19 protein-coding genes, 1 pseudogene and 2 riboswitches are annotated in these 19,414 nt (G+C 63.3%); of the genes and pseudogenes, 11 read left to right on the top strand and 9 right to left on the bottom strand.

All coding sequences use genetic code 11. From position 1 onward, the window contains the following. Positions 1 to 59 precede the first annotated feature (59 nt). The 3 genes from IEY43_RS04395 to IEY43_RS04385 all read left to right on the top strand — a co-directional run bounded on the left by IEY43_RS04395 (position 60) and on the right by IEY43_RS04385 (position 3,178). Positions 60 to 1,427: an MFS transporter gene (locus tag IEY43_RS04395; protein ID WP_188947405.1), complete on the top strand. Its 1,368-nt coding sequence runs from the start codon at positions 60 to 62 to the stop codon at positions 1,425 to 1,427. Between the two features lie 247 nt (positions 1,428 to 1,674). After that, a complete protein-coding gene (locus IEY43_RS04390; RefSeq protein ID WP_188947404.1) occupies positions 1,675 to 2,397 on the top strand; it encodes a class I SAM-dependent methyltransferase in 723 nt (240 codons plus the stop codon). A 301-nt stretch (positions 2,398 to 2,698) separates the two neighbouring features. After that, on the top strand, positions 2,699 to 3,178 hold the full coding sequence (locus IEY43_RS04385) for a GNAT family N-acetyltransferase (RefSeq protein WP_188947403.1): 480 nt from the start codon (positions 2,699 to 2,701) through the stop codon (positions 3,176 to 3,178). Between the two features lie 133 nt (positions 3,179 to 3,311). Here the strand turns inward: IEY43_RS04385 and IEY43_RS04380 are convergent. Next, positions 3,312 to 3,560: pseudogene (locus tag IEY43_RS04380) on the bottom strand (hypothetical protein); the annotation flags it as partial. Here IEY43_RS04380 and IEY43_RS04375 point away from each other — a divergent pair. Further along, positions 3,543 to 3,740 carry a hypothetical protein gene (locus IEY43_RS04375; protein WP_188947750.1) on the top strand — a complete coding sequence of 66 codons (198 nt, stop codon included), beginning with the start codon at positions 3,543 to 3,545 and terminating at the stop codon, positions 3,738 to 3,740. The pseudogene IEY43_RS04380 and the gene IEY43_RS04375 overlap by 18 nt on opposite strands. Positions 3,741 to 4,159: 419 nt before the next feature. On the opposite strand, the gene IEY43_RS04370 is transcribed toward IEY43_RS04375, so the two are convergent. Together IEY43_RS04370 and IEY43_RS04365 are read right to left on the bottom strand one after the other, a co-directional pair. Further along, positions 4,160 to 4,822 (bottom strand): DUF459 domain-containing protein, encoded by a 663-nt coding sequence (locus tag IEY43_RS04370; RefSeq protein WP_188947402.1) that lies wholly within the window; start codon positions 4,820 to 4,822, stop codon positions 4,160 to 4,162. A gap of 197 nt (positions 4,823 to 5,019) precedes the next feature. Beyond that, entirely contained in the window at positions 5,020 to 5,880 is an 861-nt protein-coding gene (locus IEY43_RS04365) for a bifunctional methylenetetrahydrofolate dehydrogenase/methenyltetrahydrofolate cyclohydrolase (protein WP_374189846.1), read from the bottom strand. Positions 5,881 to 5,920: 40 nt separating this feature from the next. Further along, a riboswitch (ZMP/ZTP riboswitch) is annotated at positions 5,921 to 5,997 on the bottom strand. Between the two features lie 92 nt (positions 5,998 to 6,089). Between IEY43_RS04365 and IEY43_RS04360 the strand changes: the two genes are divergently transcribed. Genes IEY43_RS04360 through IEY43_RS04350 form a run of 3 tightly spaced genes read left to right on the top strand, consistent with a single transcriptional unit; the run spans position 6,090 to position 8,593 of the window. Next, entirely contained in the window at positions 6,090 to 7,142 is a 1,053-nt protein-coding gene (locus IEY43_RS04360) for a flavin-containing monooxygenase (RefSeq protein ID WP_188947400.1), read from the top strand. Positions 7,143 to 7,192: 50 nt separating this feature from the next. Then, positions 7,193 to 8,035, top strand: a complete 843-nt coding sequence (gene purU, locus IEY43_RS04355) for a formyltetrahydrofolate deformylase (RefSeq protein WP_188947399.1) — start codon at positions 7,193 to 7,195, stop codon at positions 8,033 to 8,035. 39 nt (positions 8,036 to 8,074) lie between these two features. After that, positions 8,075 to 8,593 carry a gamma carbonic anhydrase family protein gene (locus IEY43_RS04350; protein WP_188947398.1) on the top strand — a complete coding sequence of 173 codons (519 nt, stop codon included), beginning with the start codon at positions 8,075 to 8,077 and terminating at the stop codon, positions 8,591 to 8,593. 20 nt (positions 8,594 to 8,613) lie between these two features. On the opposite strand, the gene IEY43_RS04345 is transcribed toward IEY43_RS04350, so the two are convergent. The 6 genes from IEY43_RS04345 to IEY43_RS04320 form a co-directional block, all read right to left on the bottom strand. Then, complete coding sequence (locus tag IEY43_RS04345; RefSeq protein ID WP_188947397.1) at positions 8,614 to 9,477, bottom strand: AraC family transcriptional regulator; 864 nt, start codon at positions 9,475 to 9,477, stop codon at positions 8,614 to 8,616. 534 nt (positions 9,478 to 10,011) lie between these two features. Continuing rightward, positions 10,012 to 11,136: a pentapeptide repeat-containing protein gene (locus IEY43_RS04340; RefSeq protein WP_188947396.1), complete on the bottom strand. Its 1,125-nt coding sequence runs from the start codon at positions 11,134 to 11,136 to the stop codon at positions 10,012 to 10,014. Positions 11,137 to 12,168: 1,032 nt separating this feature from the next. Continuing rightward, positions 12,169 to 12,492 carry a hypothetical protein gene (locus IEY43_RS04335; RefSeq protein WP_188947395.1) on the bottom strand — a complete coding sequence of 108 codons (324 nt, stop codon included), beginning with the start codon at positions 12,490 to 12,492 and terminating at the stop codon, positions 12,169 to 12,171. 188 nt (positions 12,493 to 12,680) lie between these two features. Next, positions 12,681 to 13,886, bottom strand: a complete 1,206-nt coding sequence (locus tag IEY43_RS04330) for a cystathionine gamma-synthase (RefSeq protein WP_188947394.1) — start codon at positions 13,884 to 13,886, stop codon at positions 12,681 to 12,683. Then, positions 13,883 to 15,193, bottom strand: coding sequence for an O-acetylhomoserine aminocarboxypropyltransferase/cysteine synthase family protein (locus IEY43_RS04325; RefSeq protein ID WP_188947393.1), 1,311 nt, complete (start codon positions 15,191 to 15,193; stop codon positions 13,883 to 13,885). The genes IEY43_RS04330 and IEY43_RS04325 overlap by 4 nt, the downstream gene beginning before the upstream one ends. A 135-nt stretch (positions 15,194 to 15,328) precedes the next feature. Further along, positions 15,329 to 15,419: riboswitch (SAM riboswitch) on the bottom strand. Between the two features lie 223 nt (positions 15,420 to 15,642). Then, a complete protein-coding gene (locus IEY43_RS04320; RefSeq protein ID WP_188947392.1) occupies positions 15,643 to 16,584 on the bottom strand; it encodes a LysR family transcriptional regulator in 942 nt (313 codons plus the stop codon). Positions 16,585 to 16,705: 121 nt separating this feature from the next. Between IEY43_RS04320 and IEY43_RS04315 the strand changes: the two genes are divergently transcribed. The 4 genes from IEY43_RS04315 to IEY43_RS04300 form a co-directional block, all read left to right on the top strand. Next, positions 16,706 to 17,698: a DUF1852 domain-containing protein gene (locus IEY43_RS04315; RefSeq protein ID WP_188947391.1), complete on the top strand. Its 993-nt coding sequence runs from the start codon at positions 16,706 to 16,708 to the stop codon at positions 17,696 to 17,698. 38 nt (positions 17,699 to 17,736) lie between these two features. Then, positions 17,737 to 18,777 carry a methionine synthase gene (locus IEY43_RS04310; protein ID WP_188947390.1) on the top strand — a complete coding sequence of 347 codons (1,041 nt, stop codon included), beginning with the start codon at positions 17,737 to 17,739 and terminating at the stop codon, positions 18,775 to 18,777. A gap of 69 nt (positions 18,778 to 18,846) precedes the next feature. Continuing rightward, positions 18,847 to 18,978, top strand: a complete 132-nt coding sequence (locus IEY43_RS18480; RefSeq protein ID WP_374189845.1) for a flavin reductase — start codon at positions 18,847 to 18,849, stop codon at positions 18,976 to 18,978. Between the two features lie 43 nt (positions 18,979 to 19,021). Next, the coding region (locus tag IEY43_RS04300) for a transposase (protein ID WP_188947389.1) at positions 19,022 to 19,414 on the top strand (393 nt) is incomplete at its 3' end.

Raw genomic sequence — 19,414 nt, 5'->3', positions numbered from 1 at the left:
CCTTACCTATGTGGGGTGTCACACTGAAGTGATTCACCTCTCCAAGGAGCTGCCCCTTCATGAACGCAAACCAACGGCGCGTCGCGTTCGCCACAGTCATCGGTACCACCGTCGAATGGTACGACTTCTTCATCTACGCCACCGCTGCCGGCCTGGTGTTCAGCCAGCTGTTCTTCGAGCCTGCCGGCAAGGAGATCGCGCTGCTGATCTCCTTCGCCTCGGTCGGCTTGTCCTTCCTCTTCCGTCCGCTGGGCGCCTTCCTGGCCGGACACTACGGCGACAAGATCGGCCGCCGCGCCATGCTGGTGCTGACCCTGTCCCTGATGGGTGCGGCCACCACGCTGATCGGCGTGCTGCCAACCTATGAGACCGCAGGACTGTGGGCCCCGATCCTGTTGCTGCTGCTGCGCATCATCCAGGGCATCTCCGCCGGCGGCGAGTGGGGCGGCGCGGTGCTGATGGCCGTCGAGCATGCCGAAGAGGGCAAGCGCGGCCGCGCTGGCTCCTACCCGCAGGTCGGCGTGCCGCTGGGCATGCTGCTGGCCAGCGGCATGATGGCGCTGATGACCGGCGTCATCTCCCCCGGCGAGGCATTTGTCGAATGGGGCTGGCGTGTGCCGTTCCTGGTCTCGATCGTGCTGATCGCCATCGGTTACTTCGTCCGCCGCGCAGTCGACGAGTCCCCGGTCTTCGAGGAGATCGCCGAGCACAAGGCCCAGACCAAGGTGCCGATCGTCGTGCTGTTCAAGAAGCATTGGCCGCTGGTGGTCATTGCCGCGCTGGTCTTCGCCGGCAACAATGCCGCGGGCTACATGACCACCGGCGGGTTCTTCCAGGCCTACACCACCAACCCGGACGGACCGATCGGCCTGGAGCGCACCGATGTGCTCGTCGCCGTGGCCTTCGGCGCAGCCATGTGGCTGATCATGACCCTGATCGCCGGCTACATGGCGGACAAGGTCGGGCGCGTGCGCACCTACCAGATCGGCTTCGTAATCCTTGCCGCGTCGCTGTTCCCGGTCTTCGCGCTGGTCAACACCGGCTCGCTGGCCATGCTCTACCTGGCCTTCGGCCTGTTCTCGATCGGCCTGGGCCTGACCTACGGCCCGCAGGCGGCCCTGTACTCCGAGCTCTTCCCGGCTTCGGTCCGCTTCTCCGGTGTCTCCATCTCCTACGCCATCGGCGCGATCCTCGGCGGCGCCTTCGCCCCGACCATCGCCCAGGCGCTGGTCCAGGCAACCGGCGGCACCACTGCCGTGGCCATCTACCTGCTGGTGGTTGTGGTGCTCGGCTTCATCGCGGTCTCCATGATCCGCGACCGGGCCGGTATCGACCTGTCCTTCCGCAACCAGGCGGAGCAGGAAGTCGGCGCCCTGGTCTTCGACAAGCGCACCGTCGAGAGCCAGCCGCAGAAGACTTCGCACTAGCAGCCAAGCGCCCCTTGCGCAGCAACCCCGTTCCGGTGAATTCCATTCACCGGAACGGGGTTTTTGCGCCTCTCTACTTCCTGGTGCGCAGGACTTCCAGGCGCTGGCGGTATTCGGTCTCGTCGACGATGGACCACAGGTTGGTAACAAGCTGAACAAGTGCCACGAATGGATGAATGGATCCATCCCTTGGTGTGGTCCCTGTAGCAATCGGTGGACACGGGATTTATTCCGTTACGGTTGGCATATGGACGACTATGACCTGCGGCTTGTTGAGCTCTATGATGACGCCAATCCAGACGGCCCCGACCATGAGTTCTACCGACTGCTGGCAGATGAGAAAAATGCACGCTCAATACTCGATGTGGGCTGTGGAACCGGAATCCTGACAGCTACTTTCGTCCGGCCCGGGCGCACGGTTGTCGGAATTGACCCGTCCAGAAATATGATCAACTACGCGGCTGAACGTGTGGATGGACGGGCCGTACGCTGGATCCTCGGGGACAGCCGCGATATTCCGCACGAGGCCTTCGACTATGCGGTTATGACAGGGAACGTTGCGCAGCACATTCCAGATGGCGAGTGGGAACGGACTCTTGAGGACATCAACACAGCCTTGCGGGATCGCGGTGTGCTGGCGTTCGAGAGCCGGAACCCAAATACCCGAGCTTGGGAGAACTGGGCTGCTGAAGACACGAGGATCCGCGACACGACGAGTGGTCCAGTTCGCGAATGGACCGAGGCCAGTGAAACGGCCCCCGGAGAGGTCCGGCTAACCTCTCACAGTCTGTTCATGGCCAGCGGGCACCACGTTGTAGAGCAGCTCGTTCTTGCTTTCCGCGACCGGCAAGTTATCCAGCAGCAGCTAGCCGATGCAGGTTTCGTTGTTGACGGCGTGTGGAGTGATTGGAACCGTACGCCTTGCACCGACGACTCACCACTGATGGTCTTCGAAGCTCATCGAGAATAATCGATAGTCACCGCCTAACGGGTCCCCTGTCAAGCCATCCCTTATCCATGCAGGTTCGCCTGCGGGACCAGTTCAATTGTCTCAACTGCCAATTCCTGCGACCGTGGCATTCACACAGACGTAATCCGTTCATCTCGACCGTGTATTGCAACGACGCCCAGCAGAAGGTTCCTTGCATGGACGTACACACTGACAAGATCCGGCTGTTCATGCAATCGATGCAACGCGAAATAACAAGTAATGGCTCCCATTTCTCCATTGAAAGTCCACTAGTTTCTCCATGCTCCTGTAGATTCAGGGCATGGAAGACCTTTCAATTCGCATCGCGAGTCTTGATGATGTGCAAGCCATCCGGTCAATTGGGCTTATTACATGGCCAGCTACGTATCTAGGTTTCACAAGTCCGGATTTCGTCATGAACAACCTCAATACCTGGTGGTCTCATGAGTCGGTGAGCGCATCAATCACAGATGACACGACATTCATAGCTGCTCAGGGCGAACAGGCAGTCGGAACACTAACCCTCGGACGGTTTGAAGACGAACCCGTAATCTGGAAAATCTATGTCGTGCCCGAAGCCCACGGCCAAGGGATTGGCACTGCTCTGATGAACGTGGCTTTAGCTACTGTTGGGCCAGCCCAAGACGTGAGGATCGAATTTGTCAAAGGAAACGATACTGCCTATACATTTTATGAACGTCGCGGCTTCAAATTCGATTTCGAAGAAGACATGGACGAGGGCTTCACAACAGTTTGGCTTCGTAGACCCGCACTAATTTGAAAACGTTGAACAAATGTTAGGACTCGCACAACCCGCAGCGTAGTAGTCATCTTATGGCGGTTGGCTTTTGAAGGTTTCTGAACACGCGTTTAAGCACCTAACCCAAAGAATCAACAACCCGCTATCCGGCGGGCTATCGATCCCTGCTGTCGTTAGCGTCTACTTTGCGGCGACACCGCTCCGAGGCTTCCACCACCTTGTTCAGCAGCATCGCGCGGGTCATCGGGCCCACGCCGCCCGGGTTCGGGGAGATCCAGCTGGCAACCTCGTACAGGGCCGGGTCGATGTCTCCGGTGACCTTGCCGTCCACACGGGAAACTCCCACGTCCAGCAGGATGGCGCCCGGCTTGGCGGTCTTGATCATGTGGGCCGAACCGGCGGCACCACCGCCGTGGCCATCTACCTGCTGGTGGTTGTGGTGCTCGGCTTCATCGCGGTCTCCATGATCCGCGACCGGGCCGATATCGACCTGTCCTTCCGCAACCAGGCGGAGCAGGAAGTCGGCGCCCTGGTCTTCGACAAGCGCACCGTCGAGAGCCAGCCGCAGAAGGCTTCGCACTAGCAGCCAAGCGCCTTTAGCACAGCGAAAAACCCGTTCCGGAGGATCTGTTGATCCCATGGAACGGGTTTTTGCGTGGTCTACGTCGTCCTGGTGCGCGGGATTTCCAGGCGCTTGGCGGTATTCGGTCTCGTCGATCTCGCCGCGGGCGTAGCGTTCGCGCAGCACCCCCTTGGCGCTTCCGGGCGAATGCTGCTGCCAGCAGCGGCCGCGGCCAGCGACGTTCCATCCGTCCTCGAGGATGAGCCGGGCCAGTCGCAAACGTGCTTTCGGGGCCAGTTCTGCGTTAGCGCGGGACATGAAGGTCTCCTATGTGAAGCGGTTTCTAAGACAGCTCCACTCCACCCCAGGAGGCCTTGGTCATTCCATCACTTCAGATCGTATCGTCGCAGGAGTCCAACCAACATCTCTGGGAAGTACAGCTAGAGCCCGGTGCTGCCGGCCCGCACTGCTGCAAGCCAGCGGTCCCAGGCGGGCTGAAGCAGCGCCGCCAACGCGTCGTAGCCTCCCGACCCCGGGTGGGCTCCGTCCCCCTCGCGCACCTCGCGGCGCCAGGTTTCATGGCCTTGCATCTGGTGCACGACACTCGCGTAGGGAACCGCATGGCGGGAGCATTCAGCCGCCAGCAGGGAATCCAGGGCCGCGATCCGTTGGTTGTGTGCCGGGTCTGCGACCGCCGGCGGGCCCGCCACCAGTACCGGCCAGCCCTGGCGGCCAAGCCGCGCCAGCAGCTCGCGCAGATGGGACACCGAGTCCTCGGCGCTGACCCGGCAACTGCCCGCTTCGAGCATGGTGTCGTTGACGCCGAACGAGAGCACGATCCCGGCATGGCAGCCGGCAGGAAGCCGCGCAACGCATTCCGCCTGGATGCGGCGCAGGATGTCCGCGCTGGTGTCGCGGCGGATGCCCAGGTTGTAGGAGGTCAGCGCGGACCCCCGTCGATGCGCGTGCGCCGCCAGCCGTCCTGCCCAGCCCGGACGCTCCTCATCGCCGACACCGGCTACGAACGAATCCCCGACAAAGCAGATGCGCACATCCGGCTGCGCCTGTTGCGTGATGTCCCCGACGTTGCCCTGCTCCGCCATATCCCTGCCTCACCTGTGTATTTGGGTCCTGCTCATCCCATGCTAGGCCAGCGGCGGACAGCTGCCCAACCCGCGCGGGCAGGCGGCGGCGGTGGTTCCCGGCGCCTTGCCCCGCGAGGATGCGAAACACCCATTAAACGGCCGACGGCCCGCCAGTAATTCACTGGCGAGCCGTCGGCCGATGGTTCGCTTCGCGCCTACTTCGCGGCGTTGCGCTCCGCGGCTTCCACCACGTTGTTCAGCAGCATCGCGCGGGTCATCGGGCCCACGCCGCCCGGGTTCGGGGAGATCCAGCTGGCAACCTCGTACAGGGCCGGGTCGATGTCTCCGGTGACCTTGCCGTCAACGCGGGAAACTCCCACGTCCAGCAGGATGGCGCCCGGCTTGGCGGTCTTGATCATGTGGGCCGAGCCGGCGGCCGCGATCACCACGTCGGCCTGGGCCAGCAGCTCGTCCAGGTTGGCGGTGCCGGTGTGCGCCAGGGTGACGGTGGCGTTCACGTCGCGGCGGGTCAGCAGCAGGCCCACCGGGCGGCCGATGGTCACGCCGCGGCCGACGACCAGCACGTGCATGCCGTTCAATTCGATGTCGTGGCGGGCCAGCAGCTCCACGCAGCCCAGCGGGGTGCAGGGCAGCGGGGAGGTCATCGGGCGGTTCACGTTGGCGACCAGGCGGCCCAGGTTCATCGGGTGCAGGCCGTCGGCGTCCTTGGCCGGGTCCATGGCTTCCAGGATGACGTCCTGGTCGATGTGCTTGGGCAGCGGCAGCTGCACGATGTAGCCGGTGCAGTCAGGGTTCTCGTTCAGCTCGCGCACCTTGGCAAGCAGTTCGTCCTGGGTGGTTTCCTCCGGCAGGTCCACGCGGATGGATTCGATGCCCACCTCGGCGCAGTCCTTGTGCTTGCCGCCCACGTACCAGGCCGAGCCCGGGTCGTTGCCCACCAGGATGGTGCCCAGTCCGGTGCTGTGGCCGGCGGCCTTCAGCTTGGCGACGCGCTCGGTCAGTTCCTGCTTAATCGTGGCCGCGGTGGCCTTGCCGTCGAGAATGCGTGCGCTCACGCTCATCCTTCCGTAGGGGCCCTGTTGCCAAGGCAGGTGGTGTGCGAACCCAGGCGCGCGGCTCCCACGATTAGCTCCCCGGTGGTAGTCCACCAAACGCCAGTCACGCGGTTAATTCTAGCGAACTGCACGCCGGGCACCGGTGTGACAACCGCCTCACGTGGAATGGAGGCACCGCGGAACCGGTTATCAGGGGTAAGGAGGCAGCAATGCAATACCAGAACATCGTGATCGGCGCGGGGCAAGCGGGACTGGCCGCCGCATTCCACCTGCAGCGCCGGGGGCTGGCGCCCTGGGAGGACTACGTGGTGCTGGATGCCAATCCGGGCCCGGGCGGCGCCTGGCAGCACCGCTGGCGCACGCTGACCCTGGGCAAGACCCACGCGGTGGCATCGCTGCCCGAGTTCCCCTTCGATCACCAGGACCCCACCCGTCCGGCCTCCGAGGTGGTCTCCGAATACTACGGAGCCTACGAGCGGGAGAAGAACCTGCCGGTGCGCCACCACGCCGCGGTCCGCGCGGTCACCCACCAGGACGGCCTCTTCACCGTCGAGCTTTCTGATGGAAGCACGCTGCAGGCACGCAGCATCATCAATGCGACCGGCACCTGGACCAACCCCAACATCCCCGTGTACCCGGGCCGTTTCGACGGCCCGCAGGTGCACACCAACGGCTTCATCGGCCCCGAGCAGTTCGCCGGACAGCGGGTGCTGGTGGTGGGCGGGGGCGCCAGCGCCACCCAGTTCATCGTGCAGCTGCGCGCCGCCGGCGTGGACACCCTGTGGTCCACCCGCTCCGAGCCGGACTGGCGCACGCCGAGCGCCGATTGGGGCGTCCAGGTGGAGCGCGAGGTCAACGAGCGCACCCGCGCGGGCCTGCCGCCGACCTCCGTGGTGGGCGCCACCGGGTTGATGCTGACCCCGGTGATGCAGGCGGCCATCGATTCCGGCGCGCTGGTTTCCCGCGGCGAGATCGATTTCCTGGGCCCGCGCAGTGTACACTTCCAGGACGGCAGCACTGAACCCATCGACGCCATCCTCTGGGCCACCGGATTCCGCCATGCGCACGAGCACCTTCGCCCGCTTCACCTGCACACGCTGGCCGGCGGCATCCTGATCGGCGAGGATTCGGTCAGCGCAGTTGAGCTTCCGGGCCTGTACTTCGTCGGCTACGGCGCCTCGGCCTCCACGCTGGGCGCTACCCGCGCCGGGCGCAAGGCCGCGGTGGCAGCGAGCAAGTTCCTGGCGGCCGTTCCGGCGTAACTGTTTGCGGCGAATGTGCACGCAGGGCGTTAGACGGTTAACCTCAATGCATGAACAAGTTCACCGTTACCCTGTCCTGCGTAGATCGTCCCGGCATCGTCCATGCCATTTCCGGAGGTCTGCTGGGTGCCGGTTGCAACATCACCGAATCCCAGCAGTACGAGTCCCCCGAGTCCGGGACCTTCTTCATGCGCATCGAAGTGGCCACCGAGCAGTCCCTGGCGCAGGTTCGCGCGGCGCTGGCGCCCATCCGAGACGACTTCCACATGTCGCTGCGCGTAGACGACACCACGGCACGCACCCGAACGCTGATCATGTGCTCCAAGGCCGGGCACGCGCTGAACGACCTGCTGTTCGCCCAGCGCGCCGGCACCCTGGCCATCGATATCCCGGTCATCGTCTCCAACCACCTGGAACTGAAGTCCATGGCCGAGTTCTACGGGGTGGACTTCGTGCACCTGCCGGTCACCGCCGCCAACAAGTCGCAGGCCGAGGCCGAACTGCTGAAGCTGGTGGATGACTACGACATCGAACTGGTGGTGCTCGCCCGCTACATGCAGATCCTCTCCGATTCGCTGTGCCAGCGCATGGAGGGCCGGGTCATCAACATCCACCATTCGTTTTTGCCGTCCTTCAAGGGCGCCAAGCCCTACCACCAGGCCTACGCGCGCGGCGTGAAGCTGATCGGCGCCACCGCCCACTACGTCACCTCGGATCTGGACGAGGGCCCGATCATCGAGCAGGAAGTCACCCAGGTGAGCCACGCACGCACTCCGGAGCAGCTGGTGGCCCTGGGCCGCAGCGTCGAAGGCCGCACGCTGACCCGTGCCGTGCAGTGGCATGCGGAGCACCGCGTGATGCTGGACGGACAGCGCACCATCGTCTTCTCGTAAAAGTCGCAGGTCCGAACACCTCGCCGTTACAGTGGTGTCATGACTCACATTATTACCATTGACGGCAAGACCCCGCAGGTCGGCCAGGACGTTTTCACCGCACCTACCGCCACTCTGAGTGGCGACGTAGCGATGGGCGATCGTTCCAGCGCGTTCTACGGGGTCTCCGTGCGCGGCGACTCCGCGCCGATCCGCGTGGGCGAAGGCAGCAACCTGCAGGACAACGTGGTGCTGCACGCCGACACCGGCTTCCCCTGCACCGTGGGCGCCGGGGTGTCCGTCGGGCACAGCGCCGTGGTCCACGGTGCCACCGTGGCAGACGGCTGCCTGGTGGGCATGAGCGCCACCATCATGAACGGCTCGGTCATCGGCGAGCAATCGCTGGTGGCTGCTGGCGCCTTGGTGCTTGAAGGCACCCAGGTTCCGCCGCGCTCGCTGGTGGCCGGCGTCCCGGCCAAGGTGCGCCGCGAACTGACCGAGGAAGAGGTCGCCGGACTGAAGAAGAACGCCGACACCTATCTGGGCCTGGCCGCCAAGCATCTGGTCGCCAATTCCTGATCCGCGGCGGGCCTGCTGCCCTACCCGCGTTCCACGGGCAGCCACAGCTCGCAGGTGGCGGTGCTGAAGTCCTCGGACCGCTCAAGCACCGCCACCATGGACGGTCCCTCGCGCAGCAGCCACGGATTCGACGGGAACCACTGCGTTGCGGTGGAAGCCCAGACGTTCTGCAGTGCCACCGGATACGGACCGGAGGTGCGGAACACCGCCCAGGTCCCGGCGGGAACAGTGATGGTGTCCAGGTCTTCCGGCACGGTCCCATCCAGCATCGCGACACCGTGCAGGTACGTGAGCTCGGAGCCCTCCCGGTAGTCTGCATCCACATCCGCGCTGACCTGGAGCAGGCCTGCCGGCTCGGTGTTGCCCAACTCCTTGAGCCGGGCATGCTCGCTGACTGGCAACGAGGCGATATGGGCCTGGATCTGCGGGTTGGACCCTTCGTGGATCAATTGCACACGGGCCGAGTGGCCCACCAGCTTGAATTCCGGGCGTTCAACAATTCGGGCATCCATGGGGACGCACCCTTCGACGGTCAGGCTGAACCTGAGTATTGGTTGGCTTCGAAGGGGGCCGCCATCGCGGCGGACATCACCTGGGCCGGCACCGTGCACCGCACGGAACGCCCGGCCGAAGGCCTCTGCCGAGCCGTAGCCATAGCGCACGGCAAGGCCCAGCAGATCCTGGCCTTCCAGCAGGTCCGCAGCCGCCACCGTCATGCGCCGACGGCGCACGTACTCCGACAGCGGCATTCCTGCCAGCGAAGAGAACATGCGGCGAACGTGGTACACGGTGGTACCCGAGCCCGCCAGCAACTCGTCGAAATCGATCTCGACTTCAAGGTGCTGTTCGATCTGCTCCATGAGCCGATTCAGAATTCCGATCATGTTCCCACCCTTCACCATCCACTATCCCGAGGGGAAGCAAAGTCGCGCCCGACTTTTGCGGTTCGTTCAGATCAGGTGGGCCGAAGACTCCAGCCTTCACCAGCGCCGATTGCCGGACAACGGGTCCGGGTTGTGTTTACCACTGGCTTCGGCCGAATCGTACCTATGCGGGAATAGCGGAACATCTTTCCGCACAGTAGTTTGGCAGTGGTTGCAGCAGAGCTAAAAAATGGTCAGCCCGAGCCAAGACCTTCAGCATAGGTTGTTCCGGAAGTAGCTGGCACTGAATAGATGTGCAATCTAACTTCAACCGCCCAATTACAGCTGGGGCAACCTTTAGCATCTTCCTGCTCTTCGAGCACTAGTCCGCTCGAACCACTCCATGTTATCGAGATTGAGCAGACGTTCCGCTGCCATCAGGAAAGCGCTGAAAAGCATGAGATCGCGCTCGAAATGGAAGCATGAGCTATATCATGTGTCAACAAGTTGCGGTGAGCCACAAGATCGACAGTCGTCGAATTCTATGACTGGAAACTACTCCTTTGGAATCCACACAGTTGGAGGCCACTGGTCCGGAAGCACATTAACCGGCGGTTGCCCGTCATCCCATGGAACACGCGGCGGTGCATCCCATGCAGCAGGCTTCCTGAAGTCCACATGACCACCGGAGAACTTCGCGTCGGATAAGTCCACGTCCCCGTCAGAGAACTTCGCACCGAAGAAGGATACTTCTCCACCAATAAACTTCGCACCGCTGAAGGGCACTTCCCCACCAGAGAATTTCGCACGTCCGAAGGACACCTCCGCCTCTTCAGAGAACCGCGCACGCCCGAAGGACACCTTCCCGCCAAAGAATTCCGCACCGTTGAGGGTCACCTTCCCGCCAGAAAACTCCGCATATCCGAAGGATACCTTCCCGCCGAAGAACTTTGCCCGTCCGAAAGACACTTCCCCACCACAGAACTGCACTTCGCTGAATGACACTTCCCCACCGGAGAACCGGACCCCGAAAAAGGTCACTTCCCCATCGGAGAACTGCGCTCCGAAAAAGGTCACTTTCCCGCCAAGGAACTCGGCACCGTCGAAGTTCACCTGCCCGCCAGAGAACTTCGCACCGCTGAAGGACACCTTCCCACCAGAGAACTTCGCACCGCTGAAGGACACCTTTCCGCCAGAGAATACGGCTCCAGAGAAATCTCCACCATCGATAACCGCACCAGTAAAATCTAAGTCCAACCCTGACCACGTTTTAGATGCGTCATCCTGAAGATGCCTACTAATCGTTCGTATGATCGTTAGGCGCACCTCCTTGTCGGCCGGTCGAAGCTGGTGAGTTCGGATTTCCTCAACGTTGCGCCGCCCATCTGTCCAAGCATGCTTTTCCACAACCTCTTTCAACAAGGTCGGACGTCCGTTACCCTGATAGGGTAGCCGTAAGTACGCGCACAGCACATCCACGCATAGTTGTTTGCGCTCAGTCGCATTTTCATCAGCCAGCGCTTCCAAGGCATAGATTCCCGCATACTGCACCATCGGGTCAGAGGATCCCAATTGTCTCGCCGCGTTCTCCAACCGATTCATGAAGTCAGATGCCTCAACACCCCGCTGGCGTCGGTACGCAATCGTCAGGTAAATGATGCCGCCAACACCAGCAATCATCGTCAGTACGGTACGAACAGCATCGGCCCTCGTCGTGTCCCCGGGGCCCAACCCCCAGGTCCAAAACCCATGCATGACGAAACCAATTAAGATCCAAAGCACTCCGAATGCTACTAGTGCGCCGGTAATGGCCCATAGAGAGGCCACTAAAAGGGGGGACTGTTCCAACTGCTCATGTAACTTCTTCAACCGCTTATGAAACCAGAGGAGGGGCCCCCACTTCTTCAAACTCCTCACCCAGCGTCGCCAGAATGCAGGATTTTCATGATCTGGTTTAGCGTCCGGGACCCGGCCTTCCGAATCTTTCCCCATGTGATCCCCCATAAACCCAACTCACCTGCTATTTGATTCGAACTCTAAATGACATCTCAACAACGGTCCACCCTGAACCGACAAGACACCCCACGGTCAATCATCTACAACAGCCATACAGGAAGAAACCGGGTGAATACCACCCGCCCACCAGTTCTGGCAGCAACTCACACGCCGGAATTAATCCTACGTTCCTGAATGCGCAGAAGAAGGGTCGGATCCCATGGGCCGGCGCCAGATCGTATTCTGTTGGAAGGGGCCGGCACGAACGGAAGAAAGCAATCGTTGCAGCAGTTTGAGCTGGCGAATCGGGACCGGATTGAACCGTATTCGAAGTAAGTATCATGAGCTCTGATAAAGGAACTTGACTAGTGCCTTACACTAACGTTCTGACAGGCTCCCAGGTCAATGGCGAATGCCTGCGCCAAGCACTTCATCGCTTCGGTGTCAGCTCATCCATCCCGCCATTAGCAAGAAATCGAGCGGTAGTCCCCAGCCGGGAGGCCTAGCGCTTCGCAGAGCACAGCTGCGCGGGCCTCAAAGAGTTTTCCGATCAGTGATCAGCTTGGCGCCCATGGGTAGCGCGTCCAGCTCCTGTTCGTTGCTAGGAATTCCGGCCAATACTGTGGTGGCCGTGTCATGTCATGTACAAGACGTTGAATTTCCGTTAGCTGATCTGGATACTACCGATTGGAATGCGGAACCAACCCAATCGCTTAACTAAACCAGACGGTCGCTTTCCGAATAGGCGTCCTGTTCCCTATTGGCGGCACGCTGCGGGGCACCTGCCATCTTGACCAGCCCTGCAACAATAAGCACGTCCACAACCACTAGCATCAGCACGGAACCGTGCGCTGCCAACCACATCATTTCGGAATTCGGAAGCATCTGGCCCGGGTCCACACTGGATTCCGATTCCATGTGGCCGATTGCGGTGCTGTCGGCAATCTTCCACAGAACAAAGAAGGCCAGCACCGAGATGTTCAAACCAAGCATGGCCACTACGCCCACGATGCCGAATGCTTTCATTGGAATTTGCGACACGTTTGGCTCCCCGGGATGCAGTCTTCATTCTGGACCACCGATCACGGTGACCGGAGATCTTCACTTCCAGAACCCAGTATTCCCTGCCTGACGTACGCCGCAGGTGCGAATCGCTGAGTGACACCGACGTTAAACGCCCGCGCGGGCCTTCGAATGAGGAGGGCCCGCGTGCTTCTTGCGAAGAAAGCTCAGGCGGTAGCCAGGCTGCGGTGCTGGATGCTGCCCGCCCCGGAAGCCTTTTCGGCAGCGGCGAGTCCGAGTTCCAGATCGGCAATCAGGTCCTCGGGCTCCTCGATGCCCACCGAGAGGCGGACCAGGTTGGCCGGGATTTCCAGCGGTGTGCCGATCAGCGAAGCGTGGGTCATTTCGCGCGGATAGCAGACCAGTGATTCCACCCCGCCCAGGGACACCGAGAGCTGGAAGTATTCCATGGACTCGGCGAAGGCGCGGGCCGCGGACTCGTCGGCCAGCTGCAGCGAGAGGATGCCGCCGAAACCGCGCTGCTGGCGCTTGGCCAGCTCGTGGCCCGGGTGGCTTTCCAGCCCGGGATAGTAGACGCGGGCGACTTCGGGCCGGTCATCGAGCCAGCCGGCCAGGGTGGATGCGGTGGCGCAGTGGCGTTCCATGCGCAGGCCCAGGGTCTTCAGCCCGCGGGCGGCCAGGTAGGAATCCTGCGGACCGGAGACCGCTCCCCCGGCGAACTGCTGGTAGCCGACGGCTTCGGCCAGCGATTGGCCGCGGTGCAGGTGGTCTGCCACGATGACCGCGCCGCCGAGGACGTCGGAGTGCCCCCCAATGTACTTGGTGGTCGAGTGCACCACCGCGTGCGCTCCGAAGTCCAGCGGCCGCTGCAGGTACGGGGTGGCGAAGGTGTTGTCCACGACCAGCAGGGCGCCGTGCTCGGCGGCGATGGCGGCCCAGCCGGCCAGGTCGGCGATGCCCAGCAGCGGGTTGGACGGGGTCTCCACCCAGAGCAGCGCGGTGTTCGGGCGCAGTGCGGCACGCACCGCATCCAGGTTGGTGATGTCCACCGCGCTGGCGGTGATGCCCCACTTGTGGTGCAGCCGGGTGATCAGACGGTTCGTTCCTCCGTAACCGTCCGCCCCCAAGACGATATGGTCCCCCGGGGCCAGCAGCGCCCGCAGCAGCGCATCTTCCGCCGCGATTCCGGAAGCGAAGGAGAAGCCGGCGGCTCCGCCTTCCAGCGCGGTGAGCTGGGCTTCGAATCCGTTGCGGGTCGGGTTGGAGCCGCGGGAGTACTCGTGGCCGGCGCGCAGCACGTTGATGCCGTCCTGGATGAAGGTGCTGGTCTGGTAGATCGGAGGGATCACCGCACCGGTGTGCGGGTCCTTTTCCTGGCCGGCGTGCACCGCCAGCGTGTTGAAGCCGCTCATGCGAAGCTCTCCTCTCGGGTGGCGGCCTGGGCCGCGCTCAGTGCGCGGTCCAGGTCGCGGATCAAATCTGCGGGGTCTTCCAGACCCACCGACAGGCGCAGCACCGCGCGGTTCAGGCCCGCGTCGGCCAGCTGCGCTTCGGAAAGCCGGCAATGGGTCATGGTGGCTGGGTGGGCGATCATGGTGCGTGTGTCGCCGATGTTGGCGGCCAGCACGATCACCTCCAGGCTGTCGATGAACGCGGAAACCAGGGCCTCGTCGTGCAGCTGAACCGCCAGCACGCTGCCGGTGCCGCGCGGGAAAAAGCGCTTGGCGCGTTCGTGATGCGGGTGCCCGGGACGGCTGGGGTGGTGCACCGCCGCCACCGCCGGGTGGGCCTGCAGGAAGTTCGCCAGCAGCAGCAGGTTCTGCTGCGCCGCGGCGGTGCGCACCGACAGCGTCTCGATGCCGGTCAGGATGCCGTGGGCGCTGGCGGCCGACAGCGTGGGGCCCAGATCGTGCAGGAACTTGGAGCGCACCAGCATGGAATAGGCTCCGGCCCCGTAGCGCTCCAGCAGCGAGGTGCCGGCGTAGCGGGCGCGAGGGGCGGCGATCTGCGCCCAGCGTTCCGGATCCGAGAAGTCGAAGGTCCCGGAGTCCACCACCACACCGCCGAGCACCTGGCCGTGGCCGGCCAGTGCCTTGGTGGCCGAGTGCACCACGATGTCCGCACCGTGCAGCAGCGGACGGAAATTGGCCGGGGTGGCCAGAGTGTTGTCCACGACCACCGGGATGTTGTGGCGGTGCGCGATCTCGCTGAGCGCCGGCAGGTCCGGCAGCGTGGACAGCGGATTGGTGACCGATTCAAGGAAGAAGGCTCGGGTGTCTGGCTCAATGGCCGCTTCCCAAGCTTCCGGGTCCTCCGGGTCCACGAAGCTGACCCGGATGCCGAAGTCGTTGAAGGAATCGGTGAGCAGGTCCACGGTGCCCCCGTAGAGCTGGCTGGAGGCGATGATGTGCTTCGGGCCCTGGGTCAGGGCCAGCAGCGCCAGCGCCACGGCCGCCTGGCCGGTGGCGGTGGCCACCGCATGGGCCCCGGCTTCCAGGGCCGCGGCGCGCTGTTCGAACACCGATACCGTCGGGTTCCCGGTGCGCGAGTAGGTGAAGCCCGTCTGGCGCAGCGCGAACTTCTCCACCGCCTCGGCATGCGAGGGGAACTCGTAGGCCGCGGAGGAATACAGCGGCACGGCCAGCGGGCGGTAGTCGCCGCTGGGGGTGTACCCGGCGTGGATGGCCGTCGTCGACGGCCCGGTGTGTGGCTGTGCCATGGCTGGCTCCTTCTCGTTGTCGAATCCACGAGAGAGGGCACCGAACACGGTGCGAGGTACCGGGGACGGCAGGCCGGCGGCCTGTCCATCATGGTACGAGGCACAGCGCAGCGTCAAGAGACGCAGTCCGGGGCTGCTCCATCGTTCCTGGCATTAGCACCTTTCGGTTTCCCGATGGTTGCTGCGACGTCGACGAGCCAGATCTCTCGGTCGCTCTTGATGGGGTGTGTAGTTCCATGGTTGGACATGGGTCCCGGACGGCGCAAACGGCGCCGGGGGCTGCGCTTCACACAAGGCAGTGGCCCGTCATATGTCGTGTGATCGTCATCGTTACACCGGGTGCGCGGACCTTGTATGACGCGGCGCGCAGGCCAAAAACCGCGGAATTCCGGGGTTATTCGCTGCGCAATGTGTCCTGCGCGGCGAATCGATGACGCAGTGTGACGGTGTCAGCCGAGCAGGTGGACTCCGAATTCCGCGACGACCGTGCGCACTTCTTCCAGGTAGCGCCGGGCCTGCTCGGTCAGCGGGATCGCTGCATGGTCGATCCAGCCGATCTCGATGCGCTCGTCGATGTCCAGCGGGATCGCGACGATCGAGGGGTCCAGCTCGTCGCTGATGATGCCGGTGGAGATCGTGTACCCGCCCAGGCCGATCATGAGATTGAAGATGGTCGCGCGGTCGGAAACCCTGATCTCGCGTTTGCTGGACAGCGTGGAGAGGATCTCCTCCGCGAAGTAGAAGGAGTTGTTCGCGCCCTGGTCGAAGGTCAGCCGCGGCAGGTCTTCGAGATCGGCAAGGGTTGCCCGCCGGCGGGATGCCAGCGGGTTGCTGCGCGAGATGAAGATGTGCGGATCGGCGAGGAACAGCGGGTGGAACACCAGCCGGGATTCGCGCAGCAGCTTGTCGATCACCTTCGCGTTGAAGTCGTTGCGGTAGAGGATCCCGATCTCGCTGCGCAGCGTGCGCACGTCCTCGATGATCTCCTCGGTGCGGGTCTCGCGCAGCGAGAACTCGTACTCTTCGGCCCCGCTGGCCTGGACCATGCGCACGAACGCATCCACGGAAAACGAGTAGTGCTGGGTCGAGATCCCCAGCAGGCGCCGCGAGGGCGGCCGGCCCAGGTAGCGGTGTTCGAGCAGCTCCACCTGTTCGAGGACCTGCCTGGCATAGCCGAGGAACTCCGCCCCCTCGACGGTGAGCGTCACGCCCCGCGCCGAGCGCGCCAGCAGCGTGCGCCCGACCCGTGCTTCGAGCTCCTTCATCGACGCGGACATGCTCGGCTGCGTGACGTAGAGCAGATCCGCGGCGGCGGAGATCGACCCCTCGGTCGCCACCGTGATGAAATAGCGCAGCTGCTGCAGTGTCAGGCCGTTCGCTTTCTGAACCATAGGCTGAGTCTATATCAACCCATAGCTAGCCCGAGTTACCTGATACCTCCGAAGACGCTGCATGATGGACGCATTGACTTCCTCCGGCCTGCCCAGGCCCCTGAGCAACAGATTGGCCGCCATGGCAGACGCACTGAACTTCAGCATCACCAGCACCGACTTCACCGAGGACTACACACCCTCGGAGAATTCGCGCATCACTACGAACTTCGCCAATTTGGCCCGCGGCGCGAACCGCCAGGAGAACCTGCGCAACGCGCTGACAATGATCAACCGCCGTTTCAATTCCCTGGCGCACTGGGACAACCCGGACGGCGAGCGCTACGCGCTAGAGCTTGAAATCGTCTCCGCCAACGTGCACTTCGACTCGGCGCAGGGGGCGCAGGACTTCCCGCTGCTGGAGGTCCTGAACACCAGCATCCTGGACCGGTACACCGGGGCGCGCACCCACGGCGTCGTGGGCAACAACTTCTCCTCCTACGTGCGGGACTACGACTTCAGCGTGCTGCTGCCGGCAACGGCCGACGCCTCGGGCAAGCCGGTGGTTCCGGAGGACTTCGGGGAGCTGCATGGCCGGCTCTTCCAGCATTTCCTGGATTCACAGGCCTACCGCCAGCGCTTCGAGCAGCTGCCGGTGATCTGCATCAGCGTCTCCACCTCCAAGACCTACCGCCGCACCGGCAACAGCCACCCGGTGCTGGGCCTGGAATACCAGCAGGACGACTACTCGCTGACCGATGAGTACTTCGCGAAGATGGGCCTGCGCGTGCGCTACTTCATGCCCGCCGGCTCCGTCGCACCGCTGGCCTTCTACTTCCGCGGCGACCTGCTGAACGACTACACCAACCTGCAGCTGGCCAGCACGATTGCCACCATGGAGACCTTCCAGAAGATCTACCGACCGGAGATCTACAACGCGAACTCCCCGGCCCCGGCGGTCTACCGCCCGAGCCTGGAGGTGCAGGACTTCTCCCGCACGCTGGTCTCCTACGACCGCGAGGAACGCACCCGCCTGGGCGCGAGCCAGGGCAGGTACACCGAAGAACACTTCATCACCCCGAACCGCGCACTGCTCGAAGAGTGGGCCGCCGGCTACGCCGTGCCCGCCGCCTAAGCGCCCCCTGAACACCTCACGAATTCAAAGGACCTGTTATGACCAACACCCTGCTTCCCACCTCCATTGTCGGTTCCCTGCCCAAGCCTGCGTGGCTCTCGGAAACCGAGACCTTGTGGTCGCCGTGGAAGCTTGAGGGGGCGGCGCTGGCCGAGGGCAAGCAGGACGCGATGCGCGCCGCGGTGCTGGAGCAGACCCGCCGCGGGATCGACATCATTTCCGACGGCGAGCAGACCCGGCAGCACTTCGTCACCACCTTCATCGAGCACCTGTCAGGTGTTGACTTCGAGAACAAGCAGACCGTGCTGATCCGCGACCGCTACGAGGCCAGCGTGCCCAGCGTGGTCGGCGCGGTGGAGCGCAAGGCCCCGGTGTTCGTGCAGGATGCGAAGTTCCTGCGCACCCTGACCGACCGCCAGATCAAGTGGACTCTGCCCGGCCCGATGACCATGGTGGACACCCTGCACGACGGCTACTACGGCAGCCGCGAGAAGCTGGCCTGGGAGTTCGCCGCTATCCTGAACCAGGAGGCCAAGGAACTGGAAGCCGCGGGCGTGGATGTCATCCAGTTCGATGAGCCGGCCTTCAACGTGTTCTTCGACGAGGTGGCCGACTGGGGCGTGGCAGCGCTGGAGCGCGCCTGCGAGGGCCTGAAAGCGGAGACCGTGGCGCATATTTGTTTCGGCTACGGCATCAAGGCGAACAATGACTGGAAGGCGACCTTGGGCACCCAGTGGCGCCATTACGAGAAGTCGTTCCCGCTGCTGCAGCGTTCCTCGATTGACACCATTTCGCTCGAATCCCACCACTCGAACGTCCCGCTGGAGGTCGTGGAGCTGGTGCGCGGCAAGCGGGTCATGCTCGGCGCGATCGACGTGGCCAACCAGCAGGTCGAGACCCCTGACGAGGTGGCCAAAACCCTGCGCAAGGCGCTGGCGTACGTAGATGCCGACAAGCTCATCCCGAGCACCAACTGCGGCATGGCCCCGTTCCCGCGCGACGTGGCGCTGGCCAAGCTCAGTGCGCTGAGCGCCGGGGCCGCGGTGCTGCGCGAGGAGCTTGTCGGAGCCCTCGTCTAAAACCGCAGTGGCGGTGCCATCGGCGCCCGTGGAAGACTTCAAGACGCTCTTCCGCGGGCACCCGGCGGCGTGGCGCTAATTGCCACCGATGAAGGACAGGGCCCGGTGGCGCTGACCAAGTCGTCGGTGACATCGGTGAGCGCGCAGCCGCCGTTGCAATTGTTATCAGTGTCTCGAGAGCCTGTCAGATGGATTGTGTAAGACCCCTAGTCAATTGATAGAAAGAGACTAGGAAAAACACGATATGACCATCCAGAAAGACCAGACCGAACAGAGCATGGAAAACGCCTCCGACATCGCAGAGAAGATCGCAGCCCTCGGCTCCATGAACGCCGTCAAGGACTCCGGGGCCTTCGACGAACTCATGGGCTTCATCGACCGCGGAGAAATCCAGCTCGACGGCAAAGACGGATTCATTCAGCAGATCATCCGTGCCGGCCTCGAACGCGGCCTGAAATCCGAGCTGAGCAGCCATCTGGGCTACGAGCAAGGCGAGGCCCACGGCCGGTTCCTGCCGAACTCCCGCAATGGCTCCTACCCGAAGACCGTGTCCACGGTGGCCGGGGATATCGACCTGCAGATCCCCAGGGACCGGGCCGGTACCTTCGCCCCGACGCTGGTGCCCAAGGGCTCGCGC

The organism is Glutamicibacter protophormiae (genome assembly GCF_014647495.1).
Lineage (GTDB): Bacteria > Actinomycetota > Actinomycetes > Actinomycetales > Micrococcaceae > Glutamicibacter > Glutamicibacter protophormiae.
The sequence above is the reverse complement of the archived record's forward strand: the minus strand, read 5'-3'. Positions and strand labels throughout refer to the sequence as shown.